We start from the raw sequence: 26,953 nt of genomic DNA, 5'->3' as shown, positions 1-26,953 counted from the left end.
GCCGGGAGCCTCGATGACTGACACGACCGAGACCATCGCCTTCCGATCCGGCACCTACCGGACGGCCACCGTGGAGCAGACCTGGGAACGGATCGGCGGCCTGCTCGACAGGTTCCGGATCACCCGGGTCGCCGACATCACCCGGCTCGACGAGATCGGCCTACCGGTGCACGTCGCCTACCGGCCGGTCGGAGCCACCATGGCGGTGAGCGTCGGCACCGGCGCCACGGCGACGCAGGCCCGGGTCAGCGCGGTCATGGAGAGCATCGAGTCCTGGCATGCCGAGAACCTCCGGCCGGGGACCGTCGTCCGGTCCCCGGCCGAGGCGCTCGACCTTCCGTACGACGTCCGGTGGCTGCACCTGGCGGAACGGTCACCCCTCACCCCTGCCGTCGAACTCGACTGGGTGGCCGGCCGTGGGCTGGTGACCGGTGCGCGTTGCCTGGTGCCCCGCGCCACGATCGAACTCGACTTCACCATCCGGCGGGGCTGGGACCGAGCCCTGTTCACCCCCAGCAGCAACGGGCTCGCCACCGGGAACACCTTCGCCGAGGCCAGCCTGCACGCCCTGCTGGAGGTCATCGAACGCGACTGCATCGCCCCGTACTGCACCTCGCCGTTGGCCGAGCGCACCTACGCCGACCCGGGCACCGCCACCAATGCGATGACCCGCACCGTGCACGAGGCGCTGCTGCGGGCGGGGTGCTGGGTGGAGATCTGCGACATCACCAACGCGGTCGGCGTGCCCTGTTACGCCGCGTCGATCTGGTCGGAGGATCTCCCGGTCACCTTCGGCGGCTTCGGTTGCCACGTGGACCCGGAGATCGCCGTCGGTCGGGCCATGTCGGAGGCGGCGCAGTCGCGGCTGGTCATGGTCTCCGGTGCCCGGGACGACATCGACGCCACCGCGTACCACGACGTCGGCGCGCCGCCGGTGCCACCTCCCACCGTCGACCGGCCCGTCCGGCCGGTCCGCCGGGACTTGCCACCCGTGGGGGACGTGACCCAGGTGCTGCGGGAGCTGGCGTCGCGGGTGCAGCGGGTCACCGGCGTCGAGCCGTTCAGCGTCGACCTGACGCACGACGACATCGGCATACCGGTGAGCAAGGTGTTCGCCCCCGGCCTGCGGATGTTCGACGAGCGGGCCCTGAGTATCCGACCAGGAGTGCCCCGTGACTGACGTCGTCTTCATCGGTCCGAGCCTGCCGGCCGACGAGGTCGGTCGGCTGCTGCCCGACGCGGTGGTGCTGCCGCCCGTCGCGCACGGCGACCTGCTCCGCCTGGACGTCGCCCCCGGCGACCGGGTCCTCGTCATCGACGGGTTCTTCCTGCAACACCCGCCGGTCCGCCACCGGGAGATCCTGCACCTGCTCGACCGCGGCGTGACGGTGGCCGGCGCCGCCAGCATGGGCGCGCTGCGCGCCGCCGAGCTGTGGCCGTTCGGGATGCGGGGCGTGGGCGAGGTGTTCGAGCTCTACCGCGACGGCGTCGTCACGGGCGACGACGAGGTGGCGGTCGTGCACGGTCCCGCCGAGGAGGGCCACCGCGCGTTGAGCGTCCCGCTCGTGAACATCCGGGTCGCGCTGCGCCGCGCCGTCACGGCCGGCGTGCTCAGCGACGCCGACGCCGAGCTGCTGCTGACCATCGGCCGGGAACTGCCCTTCCGGCGGCGCTCGTACCGGGCGTTGGAGCGCAGCGCGCCCCCCGAGGCGGCGGACGTCGTGCAGCGGTTCCTGGCGTGGCACCGGCGGGAGCCCTCCGACGCCAAGGGCGCCGACGCGCGGCTGCTGCTGTCGATGGCGGCGCGCAACGCGCCCGAGCTGTGCCCCGCGCACGCCGGTGACAAGCCGATCGACAACCTGCACACCCGCTTCCTGGACAGCTGGCGATCGCGGTTCGCCGGCGCGTCGGTCGGCGGGCACTGGGTCAGCGACCGGGAGGCCGCGGCGGTGCTGATGCTGCTGCACCCCGAGGCGGCCCTCTGGCACCGGCGGGGGGTGCTGGCCGGGTTGGCCGAGGTCGACATCGCCGACCCGACCGTCGAACAGCGTGCCCGCGAGGTGGCCCGCCGGCGAGGGCTGACCGCCGGGTTGCCGACCGGGTGGGACTGGCTCACCGACCGGGAACGGGATCTCGGCGACAGCGAGGCGGTGCTGCGGGTGTTGGTGCGGGCGTTCGGCACCACGCCGTACCGCAGCCTGGCGCTGTGGATGGTCGCGGCGCCGCTGCGTACCCCCGCGTTGCTCGCCGCGGCGCGGCAGGTCGCGGCGACCGCGGCGTCGCTCAACGAGACCCTCGTCCCGCGGACGACGGGGCAGCGCCGGCCGGGTGGTCGGCTGCACTTCCGCACCGAGGTCGTCGACGCGTGCTTCGCGCGGCTGTGGGGCTGCGCCGACGACGGACTGGAGGCGGCGGCGTGGGACCGGGGGTTCGTCGACCTGGCGGCGCTCCGGTACGCCGCCGAACCGCTCGTCGCGTACGTCAAGGCGTTCGGTGCCCCGCGACTGCCCGCGGTGGCCACGTACGCGCAGGAGGACACCCTGGCCGCTACCGCGGCCCGGGTCGGCTGAGGAGGAGTCGATGAGCGGCACGGTCAAGGCGGCACTGATCTACCCCCCGCTTACCGATCCCACCTCGGGATACCACTCCCTGAACTACCTCGACTCGTACGCCCGGGCGCAGGGACACCGGCCGGCGGAGATCATCGACGCCAACATCGAGGCGTTCCACCACTCCTACACCCCGTCGGCGTACGACTGGCTCCGGCGGGAGCTGTCCCGGGTCTCCACCAAGGACCTCAGCGGCCCGGACGCGCTGATGGCCCGGGCGAACCAACTCGGCCTGCCCGACCCCGACCCGGAGCGGCTGCGCCGGTCGATCGCGGTGTTGCAGGACCCGACCCTGTTCTACGACTACCGGCACTACCAGGACGCCGTCGAGGGCGTGATCTCCTGGATGGACGCGCTCGGCACGGTCGGGTTCCCCGGGCAGTTCCACGCCGGCTTCCGGCTCCACCCGCCACCGATGGTCTCGATCGGTTCGGTGGCCGCGCTCACCGACGAGACGCTGCTCGCCCGGCTCAACCGGCCCTTCCAGCCGTACTACGAGGACGTGCTGATCCCGCGGCTGGCCGCCGGTGGAAACCAGGTGATCGGCATCAGCGTCACCTACCAGTGGCAGCTGCCGTTCGCGCTCTGGATCGCCCGACTCGTGCGGCGGGCCTGCCCGGACGTCTTCCTCATCGCCGGTGGCACCGAGATCTCCGACGTCTGGAAGTGCGCCAGCAAACCCGAGTACGTCTTCCAGGTGCTCGCCGACTTCGACGCGATAGTGGTCGGGGAGGGGGAGAGCGCGTACACGGAGATCCTGGACGCGGTGCAGACCGGCACCCTGCCGGCCGGGCACCCGAACGTCCGGCTGCACCCGAAGTACGGCCGCCAGCGTCAGCTTCCCCTGCGCTACGAACGCCTGGCGCAGGTGCCGGTGCCGGACTTCTCCGGCCTGCCCTGGGACCTCTATCTCAGCCCGGAGCGGTTCGTCTACTACTCGCCGAGCCGGGGCTGCTACTGGAACAAGTGCACGTTCTGCGACTACGGGCTGAACACCGACGGTCCGACCAGCCCGTGGCGGCAGGACACGGTGGACACCATGGTCGCGGACGTCACCGAGCTGTCGAAGTTCGCCAAGTTCATCTACTTCTCGGTCGACGTGCTCGCGCCGGCGACCATCCTGCGCTTCGCCGAACGGGTCGTCGAGCGCGGGCTGGACTTCCGCTGGGGCGCCGAGATCCGGCTGGAGAAGTACTGGTCGGACGAGCGCTGCGAGCTGCTGCGGCGCAGCGGCTGCGTGGCCATCTCGGTCGGCTTCGAGTCCGGCAACCAGCGCGTCCTCGACCTGATCGACAAGGGCACGAAGCCGGAGCAGGCGCGACGCACCATGATGTCGATGACCAAGGCGAACATCGGTGTGCAGATGATGGGCTTCACCGGTTTCCCCACCGAGACCCGCGAGGAGGCGTTGGACAGCGTCAACTTCCTGCGGGACAACCCGGACCTGTGGACCCTCGGCGGGCTCGGCGACTTCATGCTGACGCCGGGTGCCATCGTCGCCAAGGAGCCGGACCGGTTCGGCATCACGAACGTGCGGCCGGTGGAGGGATCGGACATCGTCCGCATGCTGAAGTTCGACGAGCCGGTCACCGAGGCGGCGCAGGCCGAGGTCGCCCAGGCCAAGGCCGGCCTGAACCCCGGTCACTACCACCGGCCGTGGCTGGGCGCCACCGACACCCCGCACACGTTCTTCTACCACGACCGGTACGGCACGGCGGTGCGTGGCGTCCTCGCCAACGACCGGGTACGCCACGACACCGACGACCAGACCCAGTTCCTCGCCAACGGCACCTTCGTGGACCGCGACGACGAACAGGTGTGGGAGGCGTACCGGCGGATCCGCTCCGACGAACAGGACGGCGTACCCGGCGACCTGCCGGCGGACCGGCACCTGTTCCGTCGGATCGACGGTCAGGTGTTCGCCCTCAACCGCAGCAGCCGACTGTTCCTGGATCTCTTCAGCGCGCCGCTCACCCTCGCCGAGGCGCAACGCCGACTCTGGATCGTCGAACCGGCTGTCGCCGACCGGGTCTGGCGGACCTTCATCGGGCAGCGGTTGATCCGTCGGCACCAGCTCCCGGCCGACCGGTAGGGCCGGTGGGGGGCGGCGCGATCCGTCGCCGCCTCCCGGGGCCCCGCGCTCAGTGGCCGGATTCGCCGGGGTAGAGGTCTTCCTCGGTGACGACAGGTGCGATGGTGTCCTCGGGACGCCCGACCCGCGCGGCCGAGCCGAACATGGCCCCGCGGGCCGGCCGCACGGGCGCGAACGCGGCGAAGCCCCGCTGCTTCGGAATGTCGTCGTAGACCGCCTCCATCCCTCCCCGCAGCAGGTAGGTCTCGTGCCAGAACCCGGTGCCGCCGCTGTCGCGCAGGAAGTTGCGCCACCAGAGCCGGTGCGGTTCGGAGCGGGCCCACGACAGGAGCGCGGGCAGGTCCCGCCAGTACTGACGGATGCCGACATGCATGGGAAACAGCGACCACAGCAGGGATTCGCTGTGGATCAGGCCGTCCGGGTCGGCGGACGTGGACCGGCCGATCTGCGGGCCGTAGCCCAGGAGTGTCCGCAGGCCGTAGAGCCGGTTGACCCGCATGCCCAGATAGACCACCACGAGGTCCGGATACGACGACAGGTCGACAGTCTGCCGATTGACGCGGGTAGGCATCGTAGGCTCTCCTCGGTTGTGAAGCTCGACGGGACCGACGCTAGGCGGCGGCACTGAACGGGCACTTGACGCCGACTGGATGCCCCGGGCGGGCTCCGCACCGTCGGTCCCGGGGCTCTCCGTGTCACGTCGGGATCCTCTGTCGACGGTGTGGTCGGGTCGCCTCGTTCGGGAGGAGCGGCGGCACCGGTGTTGGCCCGCTCCGGGCGATGGTGCCGACGTACAGGAGCAGGCCGACCGCGGTGAGGGCGAAACCGGCCCAGACGGTGGACAGGGTGCCCCAACCGGCGTCCAGCGTGACCGCGCCGCCGATCGCGCCGAGGGAGTTGGCGAGGTTGAGGGCGGCCAGGTTGAGGGCGCCCATCAGCGTCGGGGCGTCGGGCGCGAAGCTGGTCAGCCGTACCTGGATGGTGGGGATCGCGTACATCATCGTCGCGCCGACCCCGAACAGGCACGGCAGCAGAACCGCCAGGTCGCTGCCGGCCACCCCGATCAGTGCGAGGAGGACCAGAACGCCGCCGTAGCCCCAGAACAGCCCGCGGTTCTCGTGCCGGTCGGCGACCCGCCCACCGAGGTGGTTGCCGACCGCCATGCCGAGGCCGAAGACGGCGAGCGCGAGCGGGATGAGCCAGGCGTCCCGCCGCGCCGCGTCGGTGACGAACGGGCCGATGAACGTGTAGACGGCGAAGATGCTGGAGATGCCGAGCGCCGCCACGGCGACCATCAGCCAGACGTTGCGCCGACGTAGCGCTCGCAGCTCGTTGGCGATCGAGGTGCCGCGTAGCTCGTCGGTGCGCGGTAGCCAGGCGACCAGGGCGGCGCCGGCGAGCAGACCGACGGCGACAACGGTCACGTACATCACGCGCCAGCCCGCGTTCTGACCGATGAGCGTGCCCAACGGGGACCCGGCGATGGTGGCGACGGTGAGCCCGCCCATCACTGCCGCGAATGCCTTGCCGCCCTTGCCCGGCCCGTACACGTAGGCGGCGACGACGGCTCCCGCCCCGAAGAAGGCGCCCTGCACGCTGCCGGCGACGAAGCGGAAGACGACGAGGAGCGTGATGTTCGGCGCCAGTGCGGAGAGCGTGTTGCCGACCAGGAACAGCACGATCAGGCCGATCAGCAGCGTACGTCGGTTGGCCCGGGCGGCGAGCAGGATGATCGCCGGGGAACCCAGCACCACCCCGAAGGCGTACGCGGTGATCGCGTACGTGGCGACCGGAATGGTGACGCCCAGATCGGACGCGAAGAGCTGGATGATGCCGTTGCTGCCGAACTCGCCGGTGCCGATCGCGAAGGTGCCGAGTGCCAACGCGAGCAACGTCAGCTTCGGGTGGCTGACCGGTGCCGTCGTCGACACGCGTCGAGTCTCCTCGGCGGCGCACTGACTCTCGTATGCGTGCGTGTGCATCGTGGCCTGTCAGCGCGCGGCGCGCTTGATGAGGTCGGCCGTGGCGGCGGGCTGCGAGATCATCGCGACGTGCGACGCGCCGACCTCGCGGACCTGCGCGCCGGCCCGCTGTGCCATGAACCGCTGTGCCGCGGCCGGCAGCACCTGGTCGTTGCGGGCGACGAGGTACCAGGACGGAATGGTCCTCCACGCCGGGGCCCCGGACGGCTCCCCGAGGGTGCGGGCATCCGCCGGCCGCTGCCCGGCCCACATCAGCTCGGCGGTGGCCTTCGGCACGTCGCCCGCGAACACATCCCGGAAGAACTGCCGCTTGATGTAGCCGTCGACGACGCCCTCGTCGTACGGCCGGAAGTCCAGCGCTGCCTCGTCGAGCCTGCTGCCCGGGTACCTCGTCTGCAGACCCAGCAGCGTCTCGCCCTGATCGGGCGCGAACGCGGCCACGTAGACCAGGGCCTTCACGTTCGGGTTGCCGGTGGCGGCGTTCGTGGTGACGATCCCGCCGTAGGAGTGCGCGGCGAGGACGATCGGCCCGCTCAGGGTGGCGAGGATGCTGGCCAGGTACGCGGAGTCGGTGGCGACGCCGCGCAGCGGGTTCGCCGGAGCGAGGACCGGATAGCCGTCGCGGATGAGCCGGGTGGCGACGTCGTTCCAGCCGGAGGCGTCGGCGAAGGCGCCGTGCACGAGGACGACGGTGGGCCTGGGCTGGTTACCGGGCCGGGGGTGGGCCTGCGCCGCGGGCGCCCCGAGCACCGCGCCGGTGGCGGCCGCGACGGATCCGGCGAGCAACGTTCGACGGCTGGTTGTCATGAGGTGAACCCTTCGATAATCGTTCTCGGTCGTGATTCTGCGCAGCGTAGGTCCGGCCACTTGACGAGCACTGAACGAAGCAGTGGGTCAGCCGCCAACCAATTCCGTATTCGTCAAGTCCGTCGACCTAATCTGCGCTCATGACGTCGTTGCAGAGCGAAAACGCCATCAGGTGGGGTCTGCGGATCCACCTTCTCAGCTACGTGATCGGCAATCTGGCCCAGATCGTGGTGTGGTGGTTCGCCACCCCGGACCAATTCTTCTGGCCCCTGTGGTCGATTCTCGGCTGGGGTGTCGGGCTGGCATTCCACGGCTGGGCCGTAAACAGGATGTTGGCCGGATCGCACCGCTCGGGGCAGCCATACCCGGGGCGGTGAACGGGGTTGTGCGCGTCGTCGCTGCGAACAGCCCGGCGCTGACCCGGGTGGCCACGGCGGCCACCACGCCAGGGCCGGGTCAGGGCCGGGTCAGGGCCTCTGGTCGGCCCGGGTGGCGATGACCGGTCGGGCCGCCGGGTGGTCGCCCAGGAGTGCGACGAGGCCGGTGCTCCCGTCCACCCGCACCAGCGCGCCGTCGGGCAGGGCTGTCGTCGCGTCCGGGACCGCCAGGACGGCCGGGAGGCCCTGCTCGCGGGCGACGATCGCGGCGTGCGAGAGGAGGCCGCCGATCTCGGTGACGACCGCGGCGACCACGCCGAACAGTGGGGTCCAGGCCGGATCCGTGGTGCGGCAGACGAGGACGTCACCGGGCCGCACCCGGGCGAAGTCGGCGGGGCCACGCACCACGCGCGCCGGCCCGGTGGCGCGACCGGGGCTGCCGGGCGTACCGGTGCGGGCCTGACCGCCCTCGCCGCCGACCGTGGGCGCGGGAGGGAGGGCGCTGGTGACCGGGCGCGACTGGAGGATCCAGATCCGGGAGCCGGCGATCGCCCACTCGACATCCTGCGGGCCACCCAGCAGGTCGGCGGCCTGCCGGCCGAGCTGCGCGAGCCGGGTGAGCTGGTCGTCGGTGAGGCAGAAGCGCTCCCGGTCGGCCGGCGCCACCTCGCGGGTGACCGTGCGGTCGACCCGGGTCTCCTTCGTGCCGAGCGACCGGTGGGTGATGTCGCCGCCGGAGAGCGTCCACGAATCCGGGGTGACGTGGCCGCTGACCACGCTTTCCCCCAACCCCCAGGACGCCTCGATCCGGATGTCGTCACCGGTGAACATCACCCCGGCGACGTCCGCGTCCACCAGGCGCTGCACCAGCACGGCAATCGACGGCGACGGTGCGTCGCCCTGGCGACGCCGATATTCCACGGCACGCTCGGACCACAGCGACAACCAGCACCCGCGGACGGCGTCAGCCACCTGATCGGGGCCGCGCACGCCCAGGAAGGTGTCGTGCTGCCCCGCCGCGGTGGCGTGGGCGGTGTCCTCGCTCGTCGCCGACGACCGCACGGCAAGGTAGCCGCCCCCGCTCCGCGGCAGCGCCTGAGCGATCTCGTCGATCAGCTCCGCCGGGAGGCCGTCGTCGGTCTCCTGGTAGGCGCTGGTCGGCACCACGAACCCGGGTGGGACCGGCATGCCCGCGCGGAGAAGCCGGGCGAGCGCGGCGGCCTTGCCGCCGGACGTCGCGGCCTCGGCGTCGGTCAGGTCGATGAGCAACGGGCCCCCTTCACGCGTGGGGAGCCTACCTGGCCCCGGATGAGGGGGCTGACCTGCGCCGAGTGCGCCACGTTGACGTCCGATGCGGGAATCTGGATGCTGACTGCCATGACGCATGCCTCAGCACCGGACCTGTCGGTTCTGCACGCCGTGCGGGTCGCCGGGGTGGCCGACGACGCGGCCGTCTCCGACCGCACCGGCGTCGACCTGGAGACGGCCGCCGAGCTGCTGTTGGACTTCGAGGCGTACGGGTGGGTGACACACGTCGAGTTCGGCGGCACCGGCGGGTGGACGCTCACCGAGCGCGGCCGTGAGCAGGACTCCCGGAAGCTGGGCGAGGAGCTGGACCAGACGGGCGCACGGACCACCGTCGAGCAGGCCCACAAGGAGTTCGAGACCCTCAACGGACGACTGGTCCGGGCCTGCACCGACTGGCAGTTGCGGCCGGTCGAGGGTGACCGGTTGACGTCCAACGACCACACCGACCCGCAGTGGGACGGCCGGGTGCTGGACGAGCTCACCGCGATCGGGGTGGAGCTGATCCGGCTGATCGGCGCGCTCGTCAGCGTGCTGAGCCGGTTCGACGGTTACGCCGACCGGTTCGACGCGGCGCTCACCCGGGCTCGCGCGGGGGACGGGCGGTGGGTGACCGGGGTGGGGGTCGCGTCGTGCCACGCCGTGTGGATGGAGCTGCACGAGGATCTCCTGTCGACACTCGGGATCGCCCGGGACGCCGCACCGGAAAGCCGATAGGTTCCCGCCGTGGCTGTCCGATACCTCTACCTGGCCCGACACGGCGCGGCGGACACCTTCGGCGAGCTCACCGACGTGGGATACCAGCAGGCCGACCTGCTCGGTCGACGGCTCGCCCGCCTGCCGATCGACGCGGTGTGGCACTCGATGCTGCCGCGTGCCGCCGCGAGCGCCCGCGCGATCGCGACGCACCTGCCCGACGTGCCGGTCGCCGAGGCGGCCGAACTCGTCGACCACGTGCCGTACGTGCCGAACGCGGACGAGATGCCCCGCTCCTGGGCCGGCTTCTTCGACGGCTACGACGAGGCCGAGGCGGCAGCCGGTGCACGTATCGCGGAGGCTCTGGTGACCCGGTTCACCACGCCCCCGGAGCGCGCCGAGCCGGACTCACACGAGGTGCTTGTCACGCACGCGTACCCGATCGCGTGGCTGGTGCGGCACGCGCTGGCGGCCCCGCCCACCCGGTGGCTCGGCCTGGACAGCGCGAACACCGGCCTCACCGTGCTCGAATACCGGGCCGGCCTGTCGCCCACCCTGGTGATGTTCAACGACCAGAGCCACCTGTCGGGCGACCTGCGCTGGACCGGATTCCGCACGGCCGCCCGCCCCTGAGGCGCCGGCCCGGTCAGGTGGTCTTGATGTCGGCCGCGCCGAAGGAGACCGAGAATCGCTTGCACCAGATGGAGACACTCCGGAAGTCACGGGGGTCCACCGAGGCCGGTAGGTCGTACACCTGGTTGCCCCTGTTGCCCTTGAGCCGGGCCAGCTCGACCCAATCGCCGTCGTCGAACACGTGCCAGCCGGCAGTGCCCCGGATGACCGGTTGGTCGGTCAGCCACACCCGCAGGTCCGGCCCGTTCGACGTCTTCAGGTCGCGCAGGACGAGCTGGTGGCGTCCGTTGGCGAGCCGGTGGATCTCGGCACTGCCGGTCGTCTGGTGCTCGTGGGTGACGAACGTCCCGGCGGCCAGGATCTCGTTAGCCGCCGGTGTGGCCTTCGACGCGGGGGCCGGGGTCGCGGGGGCCAGGGTCGTGAGGGCCGGGGTCGTGGGGGCCGGGGTCGCGGAGGTCGGCGCGGGGACGGCCGAGGTCGTCCCCGCGCCCGGGAGCGCCTCGTCGACGTAGGTGTCGGTGAACAGCTTCCACGGCTGAAACCAGGAGAGGGCCAGGGCCGTCACGACGACGGCGGAGACGAGGGCGGCCCAGGCCACCGGCGACCGGAAGATCGATTTTCCCACCCCCGCAGCGTACGGCGGCGGTGGTGGCCGGACCGGTCGCGAACCCTTGCGGAACCCTTACGAATCGGCAGCTGTCGACACCCCCGCCCCGGTTGTCAGGGGAGCGTGATGCCGGTTTCCGTGCCGAACAGGGCCTGTGCGCAGGGGCAGCCCGCCTGGTCCGCCGGCAACGCCTGAACCGCGTCGCCGAGCAGGACGCGCAGGCGTTCGACGTTTCGCGCGAAGACCGTGAACACCTCCTGCTGGGTGACACCGTGACCGACCTCGACGCCCGAGTCGAGATCGGTGACCAGCGACAGCGCGGTGTAACACAGGGCCAGTTCGCGGGCCAGCACCGCTTCGGGGTGACCGGTCATGCCGACGACCGACCAGCCCTGCCGGCCGTACCACACGGATTCGGCACGTGTGGAGAAGCGGGGCCCCTCGATGACGACGACGGTGCCGCCGTCGACAGGCCGCCAGTCGGCGTCGCGGGCGGCGTCGAGGACCGTGGCGCGACCGACCGGACAGTAGGGGTCGGCGAACGGCACGTGGACGACTCCGGGGAGTTGTCCGTCCGGGCGGAGCCGCCCGTCGTAGTAGGTCTGCTCGCGGCCGGAGGTCCGGTCGACAAGCTGGTCCGGCACGACGAGGGTCCCGGGGCCCAGCTCTGGTCGCAGGCCGCCCACGGCCCCCGGCGCGAGCACCTGGCGGACGCCGACCGCCCGCAGCGCCCACAGGTTCGCCCGGTAGTTGATGCGGTGCGGGGGGAGTGTGTGCCGGCGTCCGTGGCGGGGCAGGAACACCACGGGTCGCCCGGCGACGCTCCCGACGGACAGCGCGTCGCTCGGCGGTCCGTACGGTGTGTCGACGGCGACCTCGCGGACGTCGTCGAGGAACTCGTAGAAACCGGATCCGCCGATCACGCCGATCGGTGGGCGGGCCGTACCTTCTGACATGTGTACGTCTCCTCGGAAGCGGGTGGGGTCGACTCAGGAACGGTTCGTGCCGCGCCGGCCGACGAGGGTGGCGACGACAAGCACGATCACGACGACGGCCCAGACGACGGCCAGACCGGCCGCGAGCCCCAGCGGGTAGTCGCGGTCCGGTAGGCCGGGGTTCGGCGGCGCCGAGAGCGGTCGCCACAGCAGTGGCACCGCGAGCAGCAGCAGCGTGGCGCTGGCCAGCAGGCCCGCGCCGATCCAGGCCAGGCGGAACCGGTCCGTCACCAGTCGGCCCAGCCCCAGCCCGACCAGTCCGACAAGCGGTGCGACAAGGACGTCGTGCAGCACCGGACCGCCGAGAAGCCACGGCAGAGCGGTGCCGAGCTGGGGAAGGAGCAGCCAACCGCCGTACGCCGCCGCGGCGACGCCGAGCACGAGCAGGAGCAGTCGGACGGCCCTCACCGCACGACCTCCAACCGGGCCACCCACTTGGTCTGCAGGACGCCCGGCCGGCTCGGCGCGATGAGGCGGCAGGGATACCCGTGGTCCGGCGACAGCTCCTCGCCGTTGATCCGCAGTGCCAGCAGGGTCAGCGGGTCGCGGGCGTGGGCCGCGGGGAGGGTGCTCGCGGCGTACAGGCCGTCGGTCTCCAGCGAGGTGACGCGGACCGGTCGGCCGGTGGGCGCGCCGGCGTGGCGCAACAGGTCGACGACGGGTACGCCGGTCCAGTGGGCGGAGGCGCTCCAACCCTCGACGCAGGCGATCGGCAGCTCCGCCGTGCGTTGCGGCAGGGCCGCCAGGTCGGCAAGCGTCAGGGCGTACCGGCCGCCCGGCCAGACGATCTCCAGCCGCCAGTCGGGTGCAACGGTGACGTGCGCGGCGGCGGCCGTCCGGTTGATCGGTACGCCCTGCGGCCCGGACGCGGACCGCCACGCCAGCGGGGACACCCGCCGCAACCACGGCACGGTGACCCCGGCGGTGGCCAGCACGGCGACGCCGGCGACTCCCAACGAGGTACGCAGGAACGCGCGCCGTCCGGCCGCGTCCCGATCGTCGCGCCCGACGGCGCTGCGTCGCAGTGACGTGCCCAGCGCCGCCCGGGCGACCGGTAGCTGCACCGCCACGTGCAGCAGCAACGCGCCCACCACCAGCCAGGCGACCGCGTAGTGGGCCGTCGGGAAGAAGAACCCCCACGGGTACGACTGGGCGACGTTGAACAGGCCGGTGACAAGTTCGAAGAACGCGGCGCAGACCAGGACCAGGACGGAGATCCGTTCGAGGGCGTGGGCGGACAACCGGATCGGCTGGCGCAGGGGCGGACGGACGAACAGCCGGGGGTAGACGCTCCACAGTTTGGCCAGCAGCAACGGGATCGCCGCGACACCGGAGAGCACGTGGACGCCCTGGGTGATCCGGTAGAGGCTGACCGGTCGGGTCGGCCAGGTGAACCAACCCGGCGGGTGCTGGATGTAGTGGCTCAGCAGCCCGGTGCCGAAACACAGCCCGAACGCCACCGCGAGCCAGAGGCCGAGCCGGGCGGCGACAAGCGGCGAGTGCGACGGGGCGGTGAAGTCCTCGGGGACGGGCACGCGGGGCCTGCGGATCACGGGCGCACCAACTCGGTGAACCAGCGTCTGCCGAACCGGAGACGGTGCGCGACCCGTAGGCCGGCAACGGCGGCGGCACCGGCCATCACGTCCGCGCCGACCCGCGCCCACGGAAACGCCGGCCCCTGGCGTCCCCCGTCGCCGGACGCCCCGGACAGCACGTACGCCTGCCCCTGCCACAGCCCGGCGCCCGGGGGTTCCACCTCGACCAGGAGCGTCCCGTCGGCCGCGAGCAGGGTGGCGCAGCGGCGCAGCAGCCGGACCGGGTCACCGCCGATGCCGATGTTGCCGTCGACGAGCAGGGCGTGGGCCCACCTCCCCTCGCCGGGAAGGGGGTCGAAGACGTCGCGTCGCAGGGCGACCACACCCCGGCCCTGGGTCAGCCGTACCGCCTCGGCGGAGATGTCCACCCCCAGTGCGACGAGACCGCGCTGGGCGAGTGCCCTGGTCAGTCGGCCGGGGCCGCAACCGAGATCGATCGTCGGCCCGTCGCAGCGGGCGGCGATGGCTTCGATCGCCGGTTCGGGTGGGCCGTGCCAACGCCGTACCGGCAACAGGTCGCGTCGCCCGTCGGTGTGCACCAGCCAGTGCTCGGGTGCGGCCGGGGGCAACGGGGCGACAGTCGTGGCGCGGGAGCCCTGGTCGGCGGGCCACCCGTCGAGCCCGCCCAGCACCACGGCGAAACCGTCGAGGCTGATCGTCGAACTCACCTGGGACGTCCGCTCACCAGGTGGCCGCCCACCGACTCGACGGCCGCCGCGAACCGGGTGCCGGGCAGGTCGGCGGCGACGGCCAGCGCGCCGGGCCAGTCGTCGACATCGCGCTGCGCCGGCAGGATCGCCGGGCGCACGCCGTGCTCCCGGAGCGCGGCGAGGGTGCGGCGACCGGTGTCGTCGGTCGACATCGGTACGTCGCGCAACGCGCTCGCGGACGCCGGATCGCGTAACCCGAGTGCCCACCAGCCGCCGTCGAGCGCCGGCCCGAACACGGCCCCGTGCTCGGCGAGCAGGTCCAGGGCGGTGGTCAGCAGGGCCGGCCGGACCTGCGGGGTGTCCATGCCGATCTGGAGCACCGGTCGGCCGGGGAAGGCCGCGGCGGTGTCGGCGTGCGCGTTCGCGAGACGGTCGGCGAACGTCGCGCCGCGCTGCGCGACGAGGTGCCAGCCCGCCAGCGCGGCGGCCAGCTCGTCGGCGTACGCGGCATCGGCGAACCGACCGGTGTGGGCCAGCACGGGAATTGTCGCGGCGGTGGCGCGTACCGCCGCGAGGGTGTCCAACAGCGCCGCCGCCGCGATGTGGGCCGCCTGGGCGGGACTCGCCGGAGGGCAGAGGCGCGTCTTGGCCAGCCCGGCGACCGGTGCCTTCGCGACCAGGAGCAGCACGTTCACCGGCCACCGCCGACGCCGCCGCGCAACACGCCGGCGAAGTCCCGGGTCGCCCGCACCGTGCCCCGGATCGACCCGGAGACCTTCGACCTGGTGCCGGCGGCCCGCGGCGCGTACGCGACGTCCAGCTCGACGATCCGCCAACCCGCCTCGGCCGCCCGGAGCAGCAACTCCAGGGGGTAACCGAACGCGCGGTCCTCGACGCCGAGTCCGAGGAGCGCCGCGTGCCGGGCCACCCGGATCGGGCTGATGTCGTACACCGGCACACCGCGACGCCGCAGCAGCGCGGCCACCAGCGCGTTTCCCGTCCGGGCGTGCCACGGCCAGGCATCCGCCGAGACCGGCCGACGCCGCCCGACGGCGAGATCCGCCCGACCGTCGAGCACCGCCGCGACGAGCCTGGGCAACTCGGCCGGATCGAACGAGCCGTCCGCGTCGAGGACGCAGACCAGCTCCGCGTCGGCCGCCAGCAGGCCGGCGTGCACGGCCGCGCCGTACCCGCGTCTCGGCTCGTGGACGACCCGGGCCCCGTACTCGGCCGCGACGGCCGGTGACCCGTCGGTGGAGCCGTTGTCGACCACGATGGCCCGGTAGCCGGGCGGCAGCCCGCTCAGTACGACAGGCAGTGCGGCCGCCTCGTCCAGACACGGCAGCACCACGTCGATCGTTGTGTGCATACCGGCGACGCTAGGCCCGCCACGGGCCGTCGGGACCGCTGTTCGTCCTTACGAATCGCTTACGCGGCAAGGGATCTTACGAGTCCCTGACGTCCCGCCGTCGCGCTGTCGGATCCCTGGTCGGAGGTCGTAACGTCGGCCGTCACCATGACCACGATGACCCGGCCGGGACGACCCCGGTCCGCCGACCTGATCGTCCTCGGCGTCGAGGTGGCCCTGCTCGCCATCGCCGTCGCCGTGGGCGCACTGCTCAACCATCGGGGCGTACGGCTGCACGCGGACGCCGCCCCGCTCTACGCCACCTGGCAGCCGCATCTGGGCCCCGGCACTCCCGCCGCGCTCCTCGTCGCGGCGCTGTTCGTCTGGCGGGGCACGCGCTGGGCGACCACCGCGCGGTGGCCACTGCTGCTCGTCGTCGGCTTCCTCACCGCGGTGTTCTGGACGCTGTCGCTGGCCCTGGTGGACGGCTGGTCCGCCGGGTTGACCGAGCGGCTCACCGTGCAGGCCGAGTACCTGCACGAGGTACCCGGGGTGACGGATGTCGGCGCCATGGTGGCCGGCTTCGCCGATCGGATCCTCGATTTCCAGCCGGACTCGTGGTCCACCCACGCCGCCGGCCATCCACCGGGAGCGCTGCTGTTCTTCGTCGTCCTGGAGCGGATCGGTCTGGGCGGCGGGGCGGCCGCCGGGCTCGCGTGTGTGGTGCTCGGCGCCACTGTCGCCGTGTCGGTGCCGGTGACGGTGCGGGCGCTCGGGACCGAGGACGCCGCTCGGGCGGTGTGGCCGTTCCTGGTTCTCCTCCCGGGGGCGGTCTGGGTGGGCGCGTCCGCGGACGGGATCTTCGCCGCGGTGGTCGCCGCCGGGCTGGCGCTGTTGGTGGTGGGCGGCCGCCCCGGGGCAGTACTCGGTGGGCTGCTGCTCGGCTACGCGCTCTACCTGTCGTACGGGTTCGTCCTGGTCGGGATTCTCGCGTTGACTGTGGTGCTGCTGCGGGCGCGGGACCGACTCGGCGTGCTCCTGGTCGCGGCGACGGCGGTCGTGGCCGTCGTCGCCGGGTTCAGCCTCGCCGGCTTCTGGTGGCTGGACGGCTACCACCTGGTGGCGCGTCGTTACTACCAGGGCTGGGCGGCGGAACGCCCGTACGGCTACTGGATCTGGGCGAACCTCGCCGCCCTGCTCCTCTCGGCCGGGCCGGTGCTCGGGCCGGCGCTACGTCGGGCGGTGGCCGCCGTGCCGGTCCGCGCACCGCACCCGACGGCCCTGCGACAGCGGATGGTCAGCGCCGGACCCACCGTGTGGCTGCCCGTCGCGGCGGCGGTGGCCGTGCTCGCGGCGGACCTGTCCGGGCTCAGCAAGGCCGAGGTGGAGCGGATCTGGCTACCGTTCACCGTCTGGCTGCTGGTCGCCACCGCGCACCTGCCCGCCCGACACCGACGGTGGTGGCTGGCCGCCCAGGCCGTCACGGCTCTCGCCGTCAACCACCTACTGTGGACGGTGTCCTGACCGAGGCCGGCTCCCGCATCACCGCGGTGGTGAAGTCGGCGATGCCAGCGGCGAACCCGACCCGGGCGGTGAAACCCAGCAGCCGGGTGGCGCGGGCCGGATCGGCCACGACGTGCCGGACGTCGGCCACCCGCCCGCCGCCGACCGTGACCGGCGCCGGCCCGCCCATCGCCGAAGCCAGCTCGTGGGCCAACTCGCCGACGGTGTGTGGTTCACCCGAGCAGACGTTCACCGGGACCAGGGGCTCCGGCGCCGGTGTCGTCAGGGCCAGCAGGTTGGCCGTCGCGATGTCGTTCACGTGCACGAAGTCGCGCCGCTGCCGGCCGTCCTCCAGGACCCGGGGCGCCTGCCCGGCGGCCAGGGCCGACCGGAAGATCGACGCCACCCCGGCGTACGGGGTGTCGCGAGGCATCCGCGGCCCGTAGACATTGTGGTACCGCAGCGCCCAGACCGACCCGCCGGTCTGCCGGGCCCACGCGCCGGCGAGGTGTTCCTGGGCCAGCTTGGTGGCGGCGTACGTGCTCTGCGGTTCCAGCGGCGCGTCCTCGGGCACGAGATCGGGGGAGAGCGTCAGGTCGCAGCGGGGGCAGGTCGGCTCGTACCGGCCCTCGGCCAGGTCGGCGGCGCGACGGCCGGCCGGCCTGACGATTCCGTGGACCGGGCAGTGGTAGCGGCCCTCGCCGTAGACCACCATCGAACTGGCCAGCACGAGGCGGCGTACGCCGGTGGCGTGCATCGCGGCGAGGAGGGTGGCCGTGCCGAGGTCGTTGTGCGCGGCGTACCGGGGGGCGTCGGCCGGGTCGACGCCGTGGCCGACCATGGCCGCCTGGTGGCAGACCGCGTCGACACCGGCGAGCAGCCGGGTCAGCAGCTCGCCATCGCGCACGTCGCCGACCACGAGATCGTGCCGCTGCGCCCAGGGCGGTGGCGTCGCGCCGTGCGCCTCCGGCAGGAGCGCGTCGACGGCCACCACCTCGTGCCCGTCCTCGCCGAGCAGGTCGGCGACGTGGGAGCCGATGAACCCGGCAGCACCGGTGACAAGTATCCGCATTCCGGTCACCGTAGGACCCCGCGTACGCCCACACCGGCCGTCCCGCGCTGCCGTAAGAACCTCGTTAGGTTTCGCCGGTGCGGTCGGCGCCCGGCACCTGGCTACGCTGGGCGGATGGACAGGCCGGGGGACACGTCGACCGGCCGGAACGGGGGACGTTCGTGACACAGCGGGTGCTGGTGGTCGACGACGACCAGACCGTCAGCGACGTCATCTGTCGCTACCTCGAACACGACGGCTTCCAGGTCAGCCACGCCGGCGACGGAGCGGAGGCACTGGCGGCGGTGGCTCGCCAGGCACCACACCTGGTCGTGCTCGACCTGATGCTGCCCCGGATCAACGGCCTACAGGTGTGCCGGGAGCTGCGGGCCCGGCCGGACGGCATCCCGATCATCATGCTGACCGCGCGGGGTGACGAGTCCGACCGCATCCTCGGGCTGCAACTCGGCGCGGACGACTACCTGACCAAGCCGTTCTCCCCCCGGGAGCTGGTGCTCCGGGTCCGCTCGGTGCTCCGTCGCGCCGCCGGCGGGCCGCCACCCGAGCGGCCGGAGGCGCTCACCGACGGCAGCCTGGTGGTGCACACCACCTCCCGAACCGCCCGCCTCGCCGGTGCCGACCTGGCGCTGACGCTGCGTGAATTCGACCTGCTCGTCCACCTCATGCGGCATCCGTCCCGGGTGTTCAGCCGGGCCGAACTCCTCGAACAGGTCTGGGGCTGGAACTTCGGGGACCACTCGACGGTGACCGTGCACGTCCGCCGACTGCGCGAGAAGATCGAGACCACCCCGGCCGATCCGCAGCGGATCGTGACCGTCTGGGGCGTCGGCTACCGGTACGAGCCAGCCGATGCGTGACCTGCTGCTGATCTTCGCGATCGCCCTCGGCGCGGCACTGGGCATCGGGCTCGCCGGCGCGCTGCTGCTGCGCGCCCTGCGGCGCAGCTCGATCACCGTGCACGTCAGCGTGCTGCTCGCCACCACCGTGGTCGCCGTCGCCGTCGGGGTCCTGGCGGTCGCGGAGGCGATGTTCCTCTCCGCCCACGACCTCGAGGTGGTGCTGATCACCGTCTCCGCGGCGGCGGTGGTCAGCCTCGCCGTCGGCGGGCACTTCGGCCGTCGACTGGCCCGCGCGGCGGTCTGGCGCGACCAGGCCCGGGAGCGGGAACGGCAACTGGAGAAGGGCCGACGCGACCTGGTCGCCTGGGTCTCCCACGACCTGCGTACCCCGCTCGCCGGGCTGCGGGCCATGGCGGAGGCGCTGGAGGACCGGGTGGTCCGCGATCCGTACACCGTCGACGAGTACCACCGCCGGATCCGCCTGGAGACCGACCGGATGACCCGACTCGTCGACGACCTGTTCGAGCTGTCCCGGATCAACGCGGGAGCGCTGCGGCTGTCGTTGACCGCGGTGCCGCTCGGCGAGGTGGTGTCGGACGCGCTGGCCAGCACCATCCCACTGGCCGACGCACGCCGGATCAAGCTGATCGCCAGCGAGTCGGGATGGCCGACGGTGGCCGCGAGCGAACCGGAGCTGGCCCGGGTCGTCGCCAACCTGCTGCTCAACGCCGTCCGCTACACCCCGGAGGACGGCACCGTACGCATCGAGGCCGGCCGCGAGGACGACCACGCCTGGCTGTCGGTCGCCGACACCTGCGGCGGCATCCCCCCGGCCGACCTGCCCCGGCTGTTCGACATCGCGTTCCGGGGCGAACCGGCCCGCACCCCCCGCCCCGGCGACGGTGGGGCATCCGGAGGGCTCGGCCTGGCCATCGTCCACGGACTGGTGGAGGCGCACGGCGGCCGGGTCGAGGTGCGCAACACCCCGGAGGGCTGCCAGTTCATGGTCCGACTGGCCACCGCCTGAGGAATCGAACGTTCGGGGTGCTGGGAGAGGCGGGTTAACCCTACCGGAAGCTCACCGACCAGCCGGATCGTTAGGGACCGAGGATCCTCGTAGCGTCGTGGTCATCAATGCGACGACGAGATGAGCACACCATGGCCAAGTTGCGCCAACGGCAGCGCGGGCATCGCCGTCCGGTCACCCGGGCCGCGGTGGCGGACGAATTCGCGCCGACGCGCCATCTGCCCGCCGAACGCGGCTTGGTCCGCCGGCGGCTGCTGGAGTTTTGGGCCGTGTGTCTGTTGCTGACCTGGATCCCGTTTGCACTGCTGGGAGTGCTGGGTGTCAGCCCCGACGAGGGACTCGGATTGCTGGTGTTCGCGCTCGCGGCGAGTGGCCCGTCCCTGGCGGCGCTGATCCTGTGGTTGCGGCGCCGCGGGGAAAGGCGTCCGGGCCCCCGCACGCGATGGTCGCTTGGCACGTCAGTGGTGGCGGTACTGCTGGGCGGGGTCGCCCCGGTGGGTGCAGCGGTCCTGATGAACCTGAACGACCTGTCGGCGATCCCGCACCACGCGGGTTCGGTAGTCGCCGGTGTGGGCGGACCGCTCATCGCGCTGGCCTACACGCTGCTCGCAGGGCCAGTGGCGGAGGAGTTCGGCTGGCGGGGGTACGTACAGCCACGCCTGAGGCAGTCCTACAGCCGGATGGCGACCACCCTGGTGCTGGGAGCCGCGTGGGGCCTGTGGCACGTGCCGCTGTTCTTCCTGCCTGGCACCGGGCAGCACGACGAAGGCTTGTTCACCCAGCAGGGGGCGGTGTTCTTCCTGGCGCTCCTTCCATTCACCTACCTCATGCTCTTCGTCACCGAACGCCTGCGCGGTGGTGTCCCAGCGGCGATCCTGATGCACGCGGCCTGGAACCTCGCCGACGAGACGATGCCACACCTGGGCAACGGCGGCCCGTGGCTGAAGCTTGTTCTCCTGTCGGCTACGGCGGCAGTGGTGGGCCTGCTGTGGCTCCGTGCGACTCCGGTGGGCCAATACCGCCCCGACTCCTGATCCGGGTGCGCTGCAGACCTCGTCCGGCGTTGTCGTGGTTGAGGCGGGCGAGCACCTCCTGCTTACGCTGCGTCAGATCGCCCGGCGGTTCGGGTTCCATGTCGGAATCCTCCACGGGTTCTCGGCGGTCGCACAACTGACGGAGAGGCGCGGCTCAGCCGACCCGCTGGGCCAGTACCCGCCCCGGCCAGGACCCAGCCAGGAAGGTTTCGGCGGGAGTGAACCCGTGGCGTTCGTAGTACGCCACCAACTCACCACCGCCGCCCGCCCAGCAGTCGACGCGTAGCAACCGCACGCCGGCCCGTCGGGTTTCCTGCACGGCGTGGGCCAGCAGGGCCGACCCGAGATTCCGGCCGGCGAATCGTCGGTCGGTGACCAGGAGGCGGACGTAGCGCTCGGGTTCGTCCGCAGGCGCGATCGGTGCCCGCGGATCGGGCCCGGAGTCCAACACCAGGGCTGCGGCCGGCGTCCCGTCCACCTCCGCGATGTACGGGAGGTTCTCGGTCAGGTACCGGTCGACCAGTTCGGCCCCTCCGGGCTTCGCGGAGAACGGGGTCGTGCCCCACTGCTCGGTGTTCCCGCGATCATTCATCCAGGCCACCGCGGCGTCGAGCATGTCCAGCATCGCGGGGGCGTCGGGCGGGCCACCGCCTCTGATTCGTACGCCGCGGGTGGTGTCGTCCATGGCGGAATGATAATTCGTGCCTGGTCGAGCACGGCCGGTCGTCATCCGCCCCGACCCCCGCCCGCACGGGTCGACCCAGGTCTGTCCATGCTTCGTCACCGGATGTTCGGCCTCGCGTCGACTCGAATCGATACGGTTCGTTGGCCGCCACCGACGGCGGCTTGTGCGGAGGGACGTCGATGCGCAGGACAACGGACTGGCAGGCCCGCGCCCTGGGCGCTCTCGCGGGCGCCGTCGCGCTGGTGGCGGCCCTGCTGCCGGCAGCCCCGGCGACTGCCGCCAGCGCGGGCTTCAAGACGGCGACGCTGAACATCTACTACGGGCTGAGCCAGGCCGACTTCGTGCACGACCTGAACCTGATCGCGTCCAAGGCGGACCTCGTCGGTCTCAACGAGGTCGGTGCCCGCAAGGCGTTCCTGGAGAGCTGGGCCGCGGACAACGGCTGGTGGTTGTACGCCCCGGGCGGGACCAACCAGGCTGGCGAAGCGTTGATCGCCAGGAAGAGCGTGTTCGACGTACTCGACAAGGGATCGATTTTCGTCTGTGACACAAACGGTCCGGGCGAGGTGCCGCCCGCGCGGTACAACAACTGGGTCAAGTACCGGCACAGGACCAGTGGCCGCAACGTGACCCACATCAACGCCCACGCGGTGGCGAGCATCGAAAACGCCGGCCGGCCCGAGGACCTGCCGCGCACCCGGTGCGCCGAGGCGCAGTTCCAGGGTCTCAAGGACCTGGCGGTGGACAAGCAGGACGAGGGCCAGGTCATCGTGAGCGGCGACCTCAACGTCGACTTCAGCGCCGACCGGAGCTACGGGTACGCGAGGTTCCCGTGGCAGGTCTTCGAGGCCAACGAGCTGCCGAATCTGCGCTCCAACTACAACCTCTACGGCGAGAAGGGCACCGGCACACACGGCAACCGGCACATCGACTACGTCTACTTCTGGAAGCGGCTTCCCGCACACCAGCTGATGTGGATGACCGATTACGACGTCGTCGGTGGCACCAGGTCCGACCACAACGGTGTCGTCGCGACGTTCTCCATCCAGAACTGACGCGCCCGACTTCGGCCGGCCACGAGTTTCTGGAGAGGTTTGTGCCGCCGGGGGCAGACGCCACACGTGTGTCACGGCAGTCCGACTGGCCACCGCCTGACGCAGTCCGCTACTCGTACTGCTGCCCACACCGGGCCAGGTCCGCCAGATCGTCCCAGCCGAGAAAATCGATGGCCTGATCGCCTGGCTCCCGTTCGTTCACCAACTCCGCGTGTGGGCCAGGAAGCGGCTTCCGTATGCCGTCGTCCTCGCTCCAGCCGCCCAGCGCTCCGGCCGCCCCGCATTCGAGGTACGTATTCGGATCGAAGTTGTACCAGGTGGTGGTCAGGGCTCGTGCACATCCGGCGGTACGGGGCGCAGCAACGCCGAAGTAGGCGTACTTGTCGAGGGGACCCTGGTCGGCGAAGTCGGCCAGGTCCGCGATCTGCGACAGGACGATGGCTTCCCAGTGGGCATACGTGGTCGGCTCGTGTGTGTAGGGGAACGAAGCGGATCGCCAGGAGGCCTGCGGCGGCGCCGGCTCGACCATGCCTGCTGCCGCGACCATCGCGGCAACCGTGTCCAGGTCCAGCCGGACCTGGTCCGACAGCGGCCGGGAAACCTGCCACCAGGCGCGCAGGAACCTGTCCAAACTGTGTCCGGCGGCGTTCATCCCCTCGCCTTCTCGGACAAGCCGTCGGTAGAGGTCGCGGTTCGTGCGGCAGACCGGGTCGGCTGGGCCGTGGACCCAATAGGTCTGCTTGTGCACTACCCCGGATTCCAACGCCAGGGCGTTGGCCAGCGCCTCAACCCGATCAGCGAAAGCGCGTATCTGGACCCGGTTGCCGTTGTCATCCTGCCGCCACAGCTCCCACACCGCCACGGCAGCACCGTAGCCGTCCGCTCGCAGCATTGACGACCGGGGGAGCCGAGCAGGCCGCGCTCCCGGCCTGACCCAGAATCACGGACGCTCCAGGTGGCCCAATTCGTGCCATCCGGACCATCGCCAACCGTGGACGTCAGGCCAGTTTGTCGCGAGACCGGCGGAGAGCGCGCCGCCGAAGGCCACGGTCCCCTCGTGGGACGCGTAGGCGATCCAGTCGTGCCGCTCGTCGCTCCAGAGAGATTCGGCCCCGGCGTACCTCGGTGCGAAGATCCCGACGTCCAGCAGGTAGTCGGCGCCGTACTCACTCACCTCGACCACGCGGCGGCGGCCCAGTTCCCGCAGCACCCGGCGGACCTGGTCAACGCCGTCGTCCTCCCACATCGACTCCCCGGTCAGCACCAGCACGTCGTCCGGAACCGAACTGCTCAGCAAGGGGTGCCACCAGCCGTTTCGCACACCCCATCGGTGCTGCAGCGACGTGCGCCAGGCTGATGACTCCTCAGGCGTCAGCACGCGTCGGTACGGAAGCGGGTCGATGTCGAGGTCGGGCTGCGCCACCCACCGCCGCACGTTTGCGGCGAACAGCCGACGCTCGTCCGCGATGGCGCCAGCCTCCACCTCGTCCTGCCTGGGCGTGGTGAACGGAGAGTTCGCGGCCTCGGCGGCGGCGAGGAGGGCGTGAGTCAGCACGTCGATGCCGGGGAGGTGGTCCGGGTCGAGGCGCTCGACCTCCACCAGGATCGCTGCCACCACGTTGTAGCGGGGAAAGATCTGCTTCGCCTCGGTGGTGTAGTGGTACCCGTCGGCTTGGCGGCCATCGTTGGGCAGTTGGCGGTACCCACGCCGCAGATCCTCGTATCGCGCCTTGAGGTAGCGCCGCGACGCCCAGTGCACGGTGTTGGATTCCACGCGAGCATCCTTGCTCTGCTGGGTGGTTGTCGTTGCTGTGGGGTGCGAGTGCTGGGCAAGTCTCGCCGCCACTGCTCGGTGGGTCGGGTGAGTCGCTGGTCGCGCAGGTCGGTACGCGTCAGGCCAGTGTGTACTCCAAGACGTAGGAGTGGCTGCCGTCGTCGGACTGGATGATCTCGAATTCTCCCGCGATCCCGGCGAGGTCACCGGAGCCCGTTCCCGGGACGACGCGGATGGCGAGTCGCTCACCGTGGCTGCCGGGTGCGCTGTGTTGCAGGACGAACGAGCCTTTGCGGCCGTCAAGTTCGCCCGTGAATCGCTCCACGGCGACGTAGGCAGCGGGGCTGCCCTCGTTGTCGGTCACCGACAGCATGGTCACCGTACCGGTGCCGGCCAGGCCGCCCTGGAAGGTCTTGGTGACCCGCGCCCGGCCAAGCGCGGCCCCCGGGCCTTCGTCGAGCACCTCCGGCTCGAATGATGTGACCTCGAACGTTCCGCCAGCCTTCGAGCTCATCTCGCACCTTCTCATCTTGGTGGCACTTATCGCGCAGCAGCCTTGCAGACGGCACTGACATTTCCGGACGGTGACTCTCCGAAGCCCTGTACCCCGAGGGTGACCACGCTCGGCGGCTTGGCCAGCGTCCAGATGAGAGCGGTACGTAGGATGCGCTGATGAACCCGCCTGGTGATCTCGTAGGGCGGCAGTCGGAGGCCGAGCTGCTGACCCACAACTCGCTCAACGGGGCGACCGGTGGCATCTGGCGGGTGAACCGCGATGGCCGGAATACGATCTTGAAGATCGCGGCCCCGCCTGGCCGGAGCGGGGTGCCCGCGCACTGGGCGGCGAGCACCGACCAGGGCCACTGGAACTACTGGCAGCGAGAAGCCCTGGCCTACCGCGATGGGCTGGCGGAGACTGCCTATTCGGCGGCGGGCATCCGCGCTCCGGCCCTGCTGGAGTGGACAGACCGGCCCGACGGGTCGGTCGCGCTGTGGCTGGAGCACGTCGACGGCGTGCCCGGCACCGCGGCAACGCCCGCGACGCTTGGCGACTTCGCGGAGCGGCTCGGCGCTGGGCACGCGTTCTGGCTGGGCCGGCGAGCCACCGAGCCATGGTTGTCCCGCGACTGGCTGCGCGACTACACCACGACCCGCCCCGTCACCGAACCGATCCCCTGGGACCATCCCACCGCGGCCTCCGCCTGGCCGGACGACCTCCGGACCAGCCTACGAGAGCTGTGGCTACGCCGGTACGACGTGCTGCGTGCCACGGATGAGCTGCCCCGCACCCTCTGCCACCACGACGTCTGGCCGACGAACCTGATCGTCGGCGACTCGGGGCCGGTGCTGCTGGACTGGAGCTTCGTCGGCCCAGGTCCACTCGGCGAGGACGCCGCCAACCTCATCCTCGACACGTTCTTCGACGGACTGGTCGACCTGGCCCTGATCGACGAGGTCGTCGAACTGGTCACCACCGGCTACCTTCGCGGCCTCGCTGGTGCGGTGGACGCCGCTACCGTCCGCCGCGCCATCCAACTCACCGGCGCCGCGAAGTACTTCTGGTTGGCCCCCTTCATGCTCAACCACCTCATCACCACGCCCACGAAGACCCGCCAGACCTACGACCTCCGTAACACGGTCACCATGTTCACCGGTCGCCGCCGCCCGCTGGAGTTGGTCGCCGCCTGGTTTGCGAAAACCCGCTGACCCCATCACCAGACCGCGGTGCCCGCCGCCACACCTGGAACGTCTGATCGAGTCGCCACGTGCCGTCGGGCTGTCGTGCCTCGTTGCGCCAGCGGAACTCGTCGGCCTCGATGTCCGAGAAGGTCCAGCGGAGGTCGCCGCCGTCCAGCACGATCTGCTCGCCGACGCGAGAGGCCAGGAAGGTGTGTGCCCGACGGCGTCCGGGTCCCACCCACGTCGAGCGCCAGACTCCCGCACCGGCTGCGGGGTCGGGGAATCGCACGCTGACGCCGTGTTCGACGCCGGGCAGGATCCAGACATCGGTGGTGGCCCGGCCGCCCAACGCGTACCCGAAGTGCCACTCGCCTCGTCGAACCGTCGAGGACCCGTCGGGGTCGTACTCGGTGCAGTCCAGTGCCCAGGAGCCCGTGAACTGTCCGAACAGGCTGAGGTCGACGCCGTCGGCCGGCTCGTCGGCGAGGAAGGCGGCGCCGACGGCACCGGATGACGTGAGCACCATGCCAGAACGATAGCGCCGGCCACGGCGGCGCGATCAAGGTAAGCGAGATTGGTCGATCCTTG

29 protein-coding genes are annotated in these 26,953 nt (G+C 71.6%); 12 read left to right on the top strand and 17 right to left on the bottom strand.

All coding sequences use genetic code 11. The features are described from left to right. The first annotated feature begins 13 nt into the window (after window positions 1-13). The 3 genes from ACGFH8_RS01475 to ACGFH8_RS01465 are packed head-to-tail and all read left to right on the top strand — an operon-like array spanning window position 14 to window position 4,701. A complete protein-coding gene (locus ACGFH8_RS01475) occupies window positions 14-1,180 on the top strand; it encodes a YcaO-like family protein (protein ID WP_393361698.1) in 1,167 nt (388 codons plus the stop codon). Next, complete coding sequence (locus tag ACGFH8_RS01470) at window positions 1,173-2,570, top strand: TfuA-like protein (protein ID WP_393361695.1); 1,398 nt, start codon at window positions 1,173-1,175, stop codon at window positions 2,568-2,570. Before ACGFH8_RS01475 ends, ACGFH8_RS01470 begins: the two co-directional genes overlap by 8 nt. A 10-nt stretch (window positions 2,571-2,580) precedes the next feature. Next, on the top strand, window positions 2,581-4,701 hold the full coding sequence (locus ACGFH8_RS01465) for a B12-binding domain-containing radical SAM protein (protein ID WP_393361692.1): 2,121 nt from the start codon (window positions 2,581-2,583) through the stop codon (window positions 4,699-4,701). A gap of 49 nt (window positions 4,702-4,750) precedes the next feature. On the opposite strand, the gene ACGFH8_RS01460 is transcribed toward ACGFH8_RS01465, so the two are convergent. From ACGFH8_RS01460 to ACGFH8_RS01450, 3 genes are all read right to left on the bottom strand, one after another. Further along, the gene (locus ACGFH8_RS01460; protein WP_393361689.1) at window positions 4,751-5,272 is read right to left on the bottom strand and encodes a monooxygenase family protein; all 522 of its coding nucleotides are present in this window, start codon (window positions 5,270-5,272) and stop codon (window positions 4,751-4,753) included. 124 nt (window positions 5,273-5,396) lie between these two features. Further along, complete coding sequence (locus ACGFH8_RS01455; protein ID WP_393361686.1) at window positions 5,397-6,632, bottom strand: MFS transporter; 1,236 nt, start codon at window positions 6,630-6,632, stop codon at window positions 5,397-5,399. A 60-nt stretch (window positions 6,633-6,692) separates the two neighbouring features. Next, a complete protein-coding gene (locus ACGFH8_RS01450) occupies window positions 6,693-7,490 on the bottom strand; it encodes an alpha/beta fold hydrolase (protein WP_393361683.1) in 798 nt (265 codons plus the stop codon). 140 nt (window positions 7,491-7,630) lie between these two features. Between ACGFH8_RS01450 and ACGFH8_RS01445 the strand changes: the two genes are divergently transcribed. Next, the gene (locus ACGFH8_RS01445) at window positions 7,631-7,867 is read left to right on the top strand and encodes a 2TM domain-containing protein (RefSeq protein ID WP_393361681.1); all 237 of its coding nucleotides are present in this window, start codon (window positions 7,631-7,633) and stop codon (window positions 7,865-7,867) included. Window positions 7,868-7,957: 90 nt separating this feature from the next. Here ACGFH8_RS01445 and ACGFH8_RS01440 read toward each other — a convergent pair whose 3' ends face one another. Next, complete coding sequence (locus ACGFH8_RS01440; RefSeq protein WP_393361678.1) at window positions 7,958-9,136, bottom strand: PEP/pyruvate-binding domain-containing protein; 1,179 nt, start codon at window positions 9,134-9,136, stop codon at window positions 7,958-7,960. A 108-nt stretch (window positions 9,137-9,244) separates the two neighbouring features. Between ACGFH8_RS01440 and ACGFH8_RS01435 the strand changes: the two genes are divergently transcribed. Continuing rightward, window positions 9,245-9,889, top strand: coding sequence for a transcriptional regulator (locus ACGFH8_RS01435; protein ID WP_393361675.1), 645 nt, complete (start codon window positions 9,245-9,247; stop codon window positions 9,887-9,889). 9 nt (window positions 9,890-9,898) lie between these two features. After that, complete coding sequence (locus ACGFH8_RS01430; RefSeq protein ID WP_393361672.1) at window positions 9,899-10,501, top strand: histidine phosphatase family protein; 603 nt, start codon at window positions 9,899-9,901, stop codon at window positions 10,499-10,501. A 13-nt stretch (window positions 10,502-10,514) separates the two neighbouring features. Here ACGFH8_RS01430 and ACGFH8_RS01425 read toward each other — a convergent pair whose 3' ends face one another. The 7 genes from ACGFH8_RS01425 to ACGFH8_RS01395 all read right to left on the bottom strand — a co-directional run bounded on the left by ACGFH8_RS01425 (window position 10,515) and on the right by ACGFH8_RS01395 (window position 15,717). Next, on the bottom strand, window positions 10,515-11,126 hold the full coding sequence (locus ACGFH8_RS01425) for a DM13 domain-containing protein (RefSeq protein WP_393361669.1): 612 nt from the start codon (window positions 11,124-11,126) through the stop codon (window positions 10,515-10,517). Between the two features lie 95 nt (window positions 11,127-11,221). Further along, window positions 11,222-12,064: an S-methyl-5'-thioadenosine phosphorylase gene (locus ACGFH8_RS01420; RefSeq protein ID WP_393361666.1), complete on the bottom strand. Its 843-nt coding sequence runs from the start codon at window positions 12,062-12,064 to the stop codon at window positions 11,222-11,224. 33 nt (window positions 12,065-12,097) lie between these two features. Next, the gene (locus ACGFH8_RS01415; protein WP_393361663.1) at window positions 12,098-12,511 is read right to left on the bottom strand and encodes a hypothetical protein; all 414 of its coding nucleotides are present in this window, start codon (window positions 12,509-12,511) and stop codon (window positions 12,098-12,100) included. Then, window positions 12,508-13,656 carry a molybdopterin-dependent oxidoreductase gene (locus ACGFH8_RS01410; RefSeq protein ID WP_393361660.1) on the bottom strand — a complete coding sequence of 383 codons (1,149 nt, stop codon included), beginning with the start codon at window positions 13,654-13,656 and terminating at the stop codon, window positions 12,508-12,510. Before ACGFH8_RS01410 ends, ACGFH8_RS01415 begins: the two co-directional genes overlap by 4 nt. Next, complete coding sequence (locus tag ACGFH8_RS01405) at window positions 13,653-14,366, bottom strand: methyltransferase domain-containing protein (RefSeq protein WP_393361657.1); 714 nt, start codon at window positions 14,364-14,366, stop codon at window positions 13,653-13,655. The genes ACGFH8_RS01410 and ACGFH8_RS01405 overlap by 4 nt, the downstream gene beginning before the upstream one ends. Continuing rightward, window positions 14,363-15,043, bottom strand: coding sequence for a DUF2064 domain-containing protein (locus tag ACGFH8_RS01400; RefSeq protein WP_393361655.1), 681 nt, complete (start codon window positions 15,041-15,043; stop codon window positions 14,363-14,365). The genes ACGFH8_RS01405 and ACGFH8_RS01400 overlap by 4 nt, the downstream gene beginning before the upstream one ends. Then, window positions 15,040-15,717, bottom strand: coding sequence for a glycosyltransferase family 2 protein (locus ACGFH8_RS01395; protein ID WP_393361652.1), 678 nt, complete (start codon window positions 15,715-15,717; stop codon window positions 15,040-15,042). The genes ACGFH8_RS01400 and ACGFH8_RS01395 overlap by 4 nt, the downstream gene beginning before the upstream one ends. Before the next feature lie 147 nt (window positions 15,718-15,864). Between ACGFH8_RS01395 and ACGFH8_RS01390 the strand changes: the two genes are divergently transcribed. Further along, window positions 15,865-17,220: a hypothetical protein gene (locus tag ACGFH8_RS01390; RefSeq protein ID WP_393361649.1), complete on the top strand. Its 1,356-nt coding sequence runs from the start codon at window positions 15,865-15,867 to the stop codon at window positions 17,218-17,220. Here ACGFH8_RS01390 and ACGFH8_RS01385 read toward each other — a convergent pair. Continuing rightward, a complete protein-coding gene (locus ACGFH8_RS01385; RefSeq protein ID WP_393361646.1) occupies window positions 17,192-18,271 on the bottom strand; it encodes an NAD-dependent epimerase/dehydratase family protein in 1,080 nt (359 codons plus the stop codon). The genes ACGFH8_RS01390 and ACGFH8_RS01385 overlap by 29 nt on opposite strands. A 161-nt stretch (window positions 18,272-18,432) precedes the next feature. Here ACGFH8_RS01385 and ACGFH8_RS01380 point away from each other — a divergent pair, with 161 nt between their 5' ends. From ACGFH8_RS01380 to ACGFH8_RS01370, 3 genes are all read left to right on the top strand, one after another. Next, a complete protein-coding gene (locus tag ACGFH8_RS01380; RefSeq protein WP_393364423.1) occupies window positions 18,433-19,128 on the top strand; it encodes a response regulator transcription factor in 696 nt (231 codons plus the stop codon). After that, window positions 19,121-20,137, top strand: coding sequence for a sensor histidine kinase (locus tag ACGFH8_RS01375; protein WP_393361643.1), 1,017 nt, complete (start codon window positions 19,121-19,123; stop codon window positions 20,135-20,137). Before ACGFH8_RS01380 ends, ACGFH8_RS01375 begins: the two co-directional genes overlap by 8 nt. A gap of 131 nt (window positions 20,138-20,268) precedes the next feature. Continuing rightward, window positions 20,269-21,171, top strand: a complete 903-nt coding sequence (locus ACGFH8_RS01370) for a CPBP family intramembrane glutamic endopeptidase (RefSeq protein WP_393361641.1) — start codon at window positions 20,269-20,271, stop codon at window positions 21,169-21,171. Window positions 21,172-21,325: 154 nt separating this feature from the next. On the opposite strand, the gene ACGFH8_RS01365 is transcribed toward ACGFH8_RS01370, so the two are convergent. Then, window positions 21,326-21,856, bottom strand: a complete 531-nt coding sequence (locus ACGFH8_RS01365) for a GNAT family N-acetyltransferase (protein WP_393361638.1) — start codon at window positions 21,854-21,856, stop codon at window positions 21,326-21,328. 179 nt (window positions 21,857-22,035) lie between these two features. Here ACGFH8_RS01365 and ACGFH8_RS01360 point away from each other — a divergent pair, with 179 nt between their 5' ends. Next, window positions 22,036-22,911, top strand: coding sequence for an endonuclease/exonuclease/phosphatase family protein (locus ACGFH8_RS01360; protein WP_393361635.1), 876 nt, complete (start codon window positions 22,036-22,038; stop codon window positions 22,909-22,911). A 109-nt stretch (window positions 22,912-23,020) separates the two neighbouring features. Here ACGFH8_RS01360 and ACGFH8_RS01355 read toward each other — a convergent pair whose 3' ends face one another. From ACGFH8_RS01355 to ACGFH8_RS01345, 3 genes are all read right to left on the bottom strand, one after another. Beyond that, window positions 23,021-23,773 carry a hypothetical protein gene (locus ACGFH8_RS01355; protein ID WP_393361632.1) on the bottom strand — a complete coding sequence of 251 codons (753 nt, stop codon included), beginning with the start codon at window positions 23,771-23,773 and terminating at the stop codon, window positions 23,021-23,023. Window positions 23,774-23,851: 78 nt separating this feature from the next. After that, window positions 23,852-24,685, bottom strand: coding sequence for a hypothetical protein (locus ACGFH8_RS01350; RefSeq protein ID WP_393361629.1), 834 nt, complete (start codon window positions 24,683-24,685; stop codon window positions 23,852-23,854). 118 nt (window positions 24,686-24,803) lie between these two features. Continuing rightward, the gene (locus ACGFH8_RS01345) at window positions 24,804-25,199 is read right to left on the bottom strand and encodes a DUF3224 domain-containing protein (RefSeq protein WP_393361626.1); all 396 of its coding nucleotides are present in this window, start codon (window positions 25,197-25,199) and stop codon (window positions 24,804-24,806) included. 158 nt (window positions 25,200-25,357) lie between these two features. Here ACGFH8_RS01345 and ACGFH8_RS01340 point away from each other — a divergent pair, with 158 nt between their 5' ends. Further along, entirely contained in the window at window positions 25,358-26,392 is a 1,035-nt protein-coding gene (locus tag ACGFH8_RS01340) for a phosphotransferase (protein ID WP_393361623.1), read from the top strand. Here ACGFH8_RS01340 and ACGFH8_RS01335 read toward each other — a convergent pair. Beyond that, window positions 26,334-26,891, bottom strand: a complete 558-nt coding sequence (locus ACGFH8_RS01335) for a hypothetical protein (protein WP_393361620.1) — start codon at window positions 26,889-26,891, stop codon at window positions 26,334-26,336. The genes ACGFH8_RS01340 and ACGFH8_RS01335 overlap by 59 nt on opposite strands. Window positions 26,892-26,953 lie beyond the last annotated feature (62 nt).

It is taken from the genome of Micromonospora sp. NPDC049175 (genome assembly GCF_043197345.1).
GTDB lineage: Bacteria > Actinomycetota > Actinomycetes > Mycobacteriales > Micromonosporaceae > Micromonospora.
Note: the sequence above shows the minus strand (reverse complement) of the source record. Positions and strands in the feature narration are given on the sequence as shown.